General features: G+C 28.9%; 1 protein-coding gene. It reads right to left on the reverse strand.

Annotation, left to right across the window (positions count from 1 at the left end; all coding sequences use genetic code 11):
* Positions 1–7,572: non-ribosomal peptide synthetase (locus BR66_RS0115545; protein ID WP_026883714.1), on the reverse strand; the 7,572-nt coding region annotated here is incomplete at both ends.

Consider the following 7,572-nt stretch of genomic DNA (forward strand, 5'->3'; position numbering starts at 1 on the left):
TGCTCCTATATGCTTCTTCTAAATCCTCATGTAGTATTCTCCAGGAAACTCCGTCAATTACTAAGTGATGAGCTACTATTAACAAATAATCTCCAGCCTTAGTTTTAAACAATCCTAATTTTAGTAACACACCATTTTCAATATTTACGCCTCTTTGAATATCGTTAGCTGCTTTTTCTATAGTCTTTTTATAGTCCTCATCTTCTTTTAAATTGTATGCTTGAAGTTCAAATGCATCTTTTAAGCTTTCTATTCCTCTATTTATCTGTTTAAATCCATTATTTGTATTCTTATATATCATTCTTAAGGCATCATGATGCTTTAAGATTTCTTCTACTGCTTTTTCTAGTGTTTTTTCATCTATACCATCTTTCTTGTAGAACATAAATTCCTGATTAAAATGATCTTTCTTCAAAAAATTCTCTTCAAAAAACCATTTTTGTATTGGTGACAGCCCTACTTCTCCTTTAACCTCTTCCTGCTCTATTTCGAGATCATTATTCTTTACATGATTACTTAATTGTTTTATCTCTGGATACTGCATTATATCCTTTATTTCAAGGCTCATACCATACTTTTGAAGCTTTGATACTATTAATATTGATTTTATAGAATCTCCGCCCAGTTCATAATAATTATGATCAATTCCAATATGATCTATGCAAAGTATATCTTCCCACACCTTTACTAAGATTTCTTCTGTTTCATTTCTTGGCGCTTCATATTTTGTTTCAAGTTTCTGAGTAATATCTATTGCAGCCAGTACCTTTTGATCAACTTTTCCATTTTGTGTAATGGGTATTTTATCTAATTGCATTATATAGTTAGGCATCATATATAGTGGCAATTTCTTTGACAATTCTTCTTCTACCTTAGTGACAGCCACTTCTGAATAAGCAGTTATATATGCACAAATATACTTATTGTCATTTTTATCACTTCTAGTTATTACTACTGCCTCTTCTATCTCATTTTGTTTCAACAATTGATTTTCTATTTCAGAAGTTTCTATTCTATGTCCCCTTACTTTTACTTGTTTATCTATTCTACCGAGATATTCCATATTACCATCAGATAGCCATCTTGCTAAATCCCCTGTCCTGTATATTTTTTCTCCTCTTACAAAAGGATTATCTATAAACTTTTCTGCAGTTAACTTTTCATTATTCAAATATCCTCTAGCTAAACCATCTCCTCCAATGCATAATTCACCTGACACCCCTATTGGAAGCAATTCCTTATTTTCTCCCAAAATAAACAACTTAGTATTATTTGCAGGTACGCCTATGGAAACTGCAGTTTTATTACTATTTCTAGGGTTATATTTATATATCATACATCCTACAGTTGCTTCTGTTGGACCATATTCATTATATATTTCAATGTCTTTGTCAAATGCATTATATATGTTTCTTGCAACTTTTTCTCTTAATTCTTCTCCTCCAACTATTAACTTTGTTATTTGAGATTTCTTTAAATTCATATCCTCAAGTAATCTTAAATGGGTTGGTGTCAATTTTACAATATTAGCTTTATTATCCTCAACTATTTTTCTTACAAGTAATGCCTTATCTTCACCCTCATAAATTATAATTTTATTTCCGGATATAAGCGGAGTATAAATGGAAGTTACTGTTAAGTCAAAAGATATTGAAGAATATAGTGGGAAGTCTGTTCTCTCATTTCTTACATATTTGTTTTTAGCCCAATATATATAGTTAACTAATCCCCTTTGTGTTATCATTACTCCTTTTGGCTTTCCTGTGGTTCCAGATGTATATATTACATACGCTAAGTTATTGGGACCATTTACCTTATTTAATGCTCCTTTATGCCCTTCATATAGTTTTGTATCTTCTAACTCAAATGTTTCTAAATTGTATTTTATATTTTTTCTTAATGTTCCTTGTTTTATAAGTATATGGGCCTTACTGTTATCTAGCATATATTTTATTCTGTCAATTGGATATTCTGGATCTATTGGCAAATAGGCTCCTCCTGCCTTTAACACAGCTAATATTGCTATAATCATTTCTATAGATCTTTCAGACATTATTGCAACTATATTTTCTTCTTTTAAACCCTTGTATCTTAATATTCTCGCAAAAGAATTTGCTTTTTCGTTTAACTCTCTATACGTTAATTTTTTTTCTCCAAATTCTACCGCTATATTATTTGGTACTTTCATTGCTTGCTGTTCAAATAATTCCTGTATAGTTTTATCACATGGATATTCTCTCTTTGTATTATTAAATTTATTTAATAATTTGTTCCTTTCAACAACATCCATAACATCGATTTCAAATAACTTAATATCTAAATTATTTGTAATACAATTTAATATATTCTCATAATGTTTACCAATTCTTCTAATTGTATCTTCTGTGAATAGTTTACTGCAGTATTCCAATGCTATGTTTAATTTACCATTTTCGTCCTTTGCTATTAAAGTCAAATCAAATTTGGATATGTTAATTTCCGTTTCAATTGGCTTTATTTTTTTAGTATCTTCATCGTCTGTACAATAATCTATATTTTCAAATATAAACATTATATCAAATAATGGATTTCTACTTGTATCTCGTTTTATACTTAATTTATTAACTAATTTTTCAAATTGATAATCAGCATTTTGAAAATCTTCCAATGTGTTATTTTTTACTTCATTTAAAAATTCCTTGAAGGTTTCAGTTGCTTTAGGATAATTTCTAAGTGCTATGGTATTTACGAACATACCTATTGTATCTTTAAATTCTAAATGATTTCTTCCTGCTTCTACTGTTCCTACTATAATATCTTCCTGCCTACTGTATCTCCACAACATAACATTAAATACTGTTAGCAATAACATATATAATGTTACACCTTCTTGTTTTGCTACTTTTTTACTTCTTTCTGTCACTTCTCTGCTTAATACAAAATTAATTGTCTTTCCTTCAAAACTTTTTATTCTTGGTCTTTCATAATCTGTTTGAATATTTAATATAGGTAGTTCACCTTTAAATCTGTCTAACCAATAAGCCTCCTGGCTCTTTATTAATCCTGATTTCTGCAAAGTATTCTGCCAGTCTGAGTAATCTCTATATTGAAATATTGATTCCTGCAATTTTTCATTATTATATAACTTCTTAAATTCTTTAATTATTATACTTATAGATACTCCATCTAACACTATATGGTGGATATTTAATATAAGGATGTATTTTTTGTACCCGTATTTTACAAGTTCACCTCTCACCAACGGAGCCTTTCTCAAGTCAAATGGTTTATTAAAACCCTTAATTTCATTTTCAACCATTTTTTCATCTAATTCTTTATATTTAAATACAAGATTCCATTTGTCCTCTACTATTTGTACTAAATTGCCATCCAACACTTCAAATTTTGTTCTTAAAGCTTCGTGCCTTTGTATAATTTTATTTAATATTTCCTCTAAAAATCTTTCATTTACTTCATCGTTAATTTTCAAAATAACAGGTATATTATAGGATATACTATCTTTCTCCATCTCCCATATTGCATACAATCTCTTCTCAGCCGAGGATGCACTATAGTGCTTTCTTCTTTCTGTTCTTTGTATTTTCACATACCTTTTCTTATTTAACCCTTCTATAAATGTACTCAACAATTTTATAGTAAGATTGTTTAATACTTCCTTAACTGGTACTTCCACTTCAAGTTCTTCTCTAATAATTGATGTTATCTCTACTGCCTTTAAGGAATGTCCTCCTAATTCAAAAAAATTATCATCTATTCCTATACTCTTTTGATGTAAAACTTTCTCCCAAATACTAACTAGCAGAACCTCCAAGTTATTTCTTGGTGCCATATATATTGTTTCTAATTCTTTATTTAATTCTAATTCTACTAATATCTTTCTATTTAATTTTCCATTTGCAGTTAATGTCATTTTGTCTATTTGAATTATATAACTTGGCATCATATAATATGCAAGTTCCTTTGATAATTGTTCCCTTAACTCAGAAATCAGTACTTTTTTATCAGCCGTTATATAAGCACACAAGTACTTGCCTATGTTTCTATCCTGTTTAACAACCACTGCTGCTTCTTTTATTCCTCCTTGTTTTAATAGTTGACTTTCTATTTCTGATGTTTCTATCCTAAATCCTCTAATCTTTACCTGCGTATCTATTCTTCCCATATGCTCAATATTACCATCCGGTAGCCACCTTGCTAAATCACCTGTTTTATACATCTTTGTTCCAATACAAAATGGATTATCTACAAATTTTTTTCTTGTTAATTCATTGTTATTTATATATTCTCTTCCAAGTCCCATTCCGCTTATACATAATTCTCCTGGCACGCCAACTGGCATTAATTTATTTGCAGAATTCAATATATATATTTTTACATTGTTAATTGGTCTTCCTATTACACTGTATGCCTTCTCATCTTTAATCTTTTTCAAATCAATTTCATTTGTAATACATCCAATGGTTGCTTCCGTTGGTCCATAATGATTTATAAATCTAATCCAATTGCATTCTTTAGCTACCTTATTTACATCACCTATATTTAAATTTTCTCCACCCAATATTATTAATTTTAAATCAACACATTTTTTTAACTCATCACAGTTATCTACCATTATAGAGAACAGCGTTGGTGTTATTTTCAAATAATTAATATGACTTTTTTTTACATAATTAATTAATTTGCGAGAATTAATATATGTCTCCTTACTTACTATGTGCAGTTCTCCACCACTTGTAATAGTGGGAAATAAAACTGTATATCCTAAATCAAAGCAGTATTTTGATGATAACAAAGCTTTACTTTTATTATTAAGTTTCATTTTTTCATTAATAGACAATATATAATTAACCAATGCATTATTTTGTATAACAACACCCTTAGGTTTTCCTGTTGTTCCTGATGTATATATTACATAAACGTTATCTTCCAATTCATATTTAATATTCAAATTTGATGCTTCTTTTCCGTCATATAAATGTTCATCTTCAATATTCAAGTAATTATATTTTAATCCCAAGTTATCAATTAATCCCGGATTTGATACAACAAAATCAACTTTACTATCCTCTAAAATGTTTTTAATTCTTTCTTTTGAGAACTCTTCATCTATTGGTAAAAATGCACTTCCTGTTTTTAAAATACTTATTATAGATATAATTATGTTTTCAGATGGTTCTAATATTAAAGCTACTATGCTGTTCTTTGTTATACCTTTTTCAATTAACACTCTAGCTAGCTTATTTGCTCTTTCATTTAGCTCTCTATATGTGTACTTCCTATACTCAAAAACAACTGCTACATCATCTGGTGTTTTTCTTACTTGCTCTTCAAACAATACTTGTACAGTTTTATATACTACAATTTCAGATTTACTTCTAGAAAATTTTTCTAGAAGCATATTCTTTTCACTACTATTTACTATTTCCATTTCAAATACTTTTATATCTGGCTTAAGTGCTATATTCTCTAATATACAAATCAAATTTCTTTGTATTGAGTCTATAATTTCTTTATCAAATTTATTACCATTATAGGTTATTTCTATATCTAGACTATCATATGGCATTACTGCTACACCAAAATCATAGTTTGTCTGCTCAAATACTTCCATTGACTTAATTTGCTCTTTAGAATTATCCATTTCTCCGAAATTCAATAATTTTTCATCAATAGGATAGTTTTCATATACAACCTTGTGATTAATAAGGTTGTTTCTTAATTTTGTTAAAGCTTGCACTTCCGCTAATGAAGAATATCCATAGAATGCATTTGCAGAAATAAAATCAGCATTCACTTGTTTAGCAAGTTCTATAAACTCCGAAGTTCCCTCACTTTTTACTCTCAAAGGAACTGTATTTATAAATAATCCAACCATATTTTCTATGTTTTGAACTTTCACTTGTCTCCCTGAAATTACTGTACCAAATACAACATCATCTACATTATTATATTTTTGCAGCAACACTCCCCAAGCAGCTTGTATTATTGCATTTAATGTCAAGTTGTTTTTTTCTGCTATGTTCTTCAATCTTGATGTTAATTTTTCATCAACTTTTTTTATTGATTTTTTATATTCGAATCCTTCCCTGTGTGCACTTAACTGTGGAAATCCCACCGTTTTTTCATAGCCATTAAGATAACTCTTCCAATACTCTAAAGCTTCGCTTTTGTTACATTTATCTAGCCATAACAAGTAATCATTATATGCTTGAGTTTCTCCCATTACTATTTTTTTACCATCACCTAGTGCCTTGTACATCTCCACCATTTCTTTCATTACTATTCCTACACTCCAGCCATCCATAATAATATGATGAAAACTAACCACTAACCTGCATTTGTTTTCTCCAGTTCTTATTGCACTTACCCTTATCAAACAATCATTTTCTAAATCAAAACCTCTATCTTTATCTTCATTTTTAAACTCTTCTATATAATCTTTCTTATTTTTTTCATCAAGATCTCTTATATCCTCATATTGTATTTTTGTCTCTCTTTTTCTTAAAACTGCCTGCTTCAATTTACTTATTCCTTCATAGAAAAATACAGTTCTCAATATCTCATGTTTTTCTATTATCTTATTTAACACTTCTGTTAATATATAAAGGTTTAAATTCCCCTCTATTTTAAAGTCAAATTGTTCAAAATATGCATGTGAGTCTTTATCTGATATTAAGTTATACAACATACCCTCCTGCATAGGTGTTAATGAATGTATTTTTTCTATATCCCTTTTTCTCAAAAGTATCTTTTCTAAATCTTCTATACTTAATTCACTATCTCCATAATCACTAGGTGTTTTTTCACTTTCTTTTTTGCTTTCGCAATGATTAATAATTTCTAATAATTTTTCTATATAAAGCTGTGATAATTTTTTTATGCTTTCAAACCTATATTGCCCCTTACTATAGTTGAAAACTAGTTCCAATTTCCCATTTACAATTAAACCATTTATAGATATTGACTCTATTCTATTATTTAATCTAGATATACTTTCTCCACCTGACAAATCTGAATATTCAAACAATCCTCCTTCTGGATTGTTTGTGAATTCTCCAAGATAATTAAAACCTATTTCTGGTTTTACATTAAAGCATATATTGTCCTTATTTTGCGGCTCAGTTAAATATTTTATTATTCCATAACCTACACCCTTATTAGGTATATGCCTTAAAGTCTCTTTAACACATTTTATTGAATATCCAATATCGTCACTGTGTTTAACATCAATAATTACTGGGTACATTGAAGTAAACCAACCTATAGTTCTTTCTATAGAAATGTCCTCTAAAATAGACTCTCTTCCATGCCCTTCAAGGTTTATTAATACTTTTCCTTTTTCACACCATTTTTCTATTGCAAGTGCTAAGGCACAAAGTAATATGTCATTTATCTCCGTCCTATATGCTTTATTGGTTTTTCTAATTAATCTTTCTGTTTCCTCTTTAGTAAATTTTGCAGTAATATCTTCGCCTTGGCCAAATGTTCCATTATTATTTTTATAGTCCTTTGGCAATTTTCTAACTTCTTCAGCCTGAACTGCCTTCCAATACTTACCTTCACTGATAAATT

The sequence above is a fragment of the Clostridium akagii DSM 12554 genome (genome assembly GCF_000686725.1).
GTDB lineage: Bacteria > Bacillota > Clostridia > Clostridiales > Clostridiaceae > Clostridium_I > Clostridium_I akagii.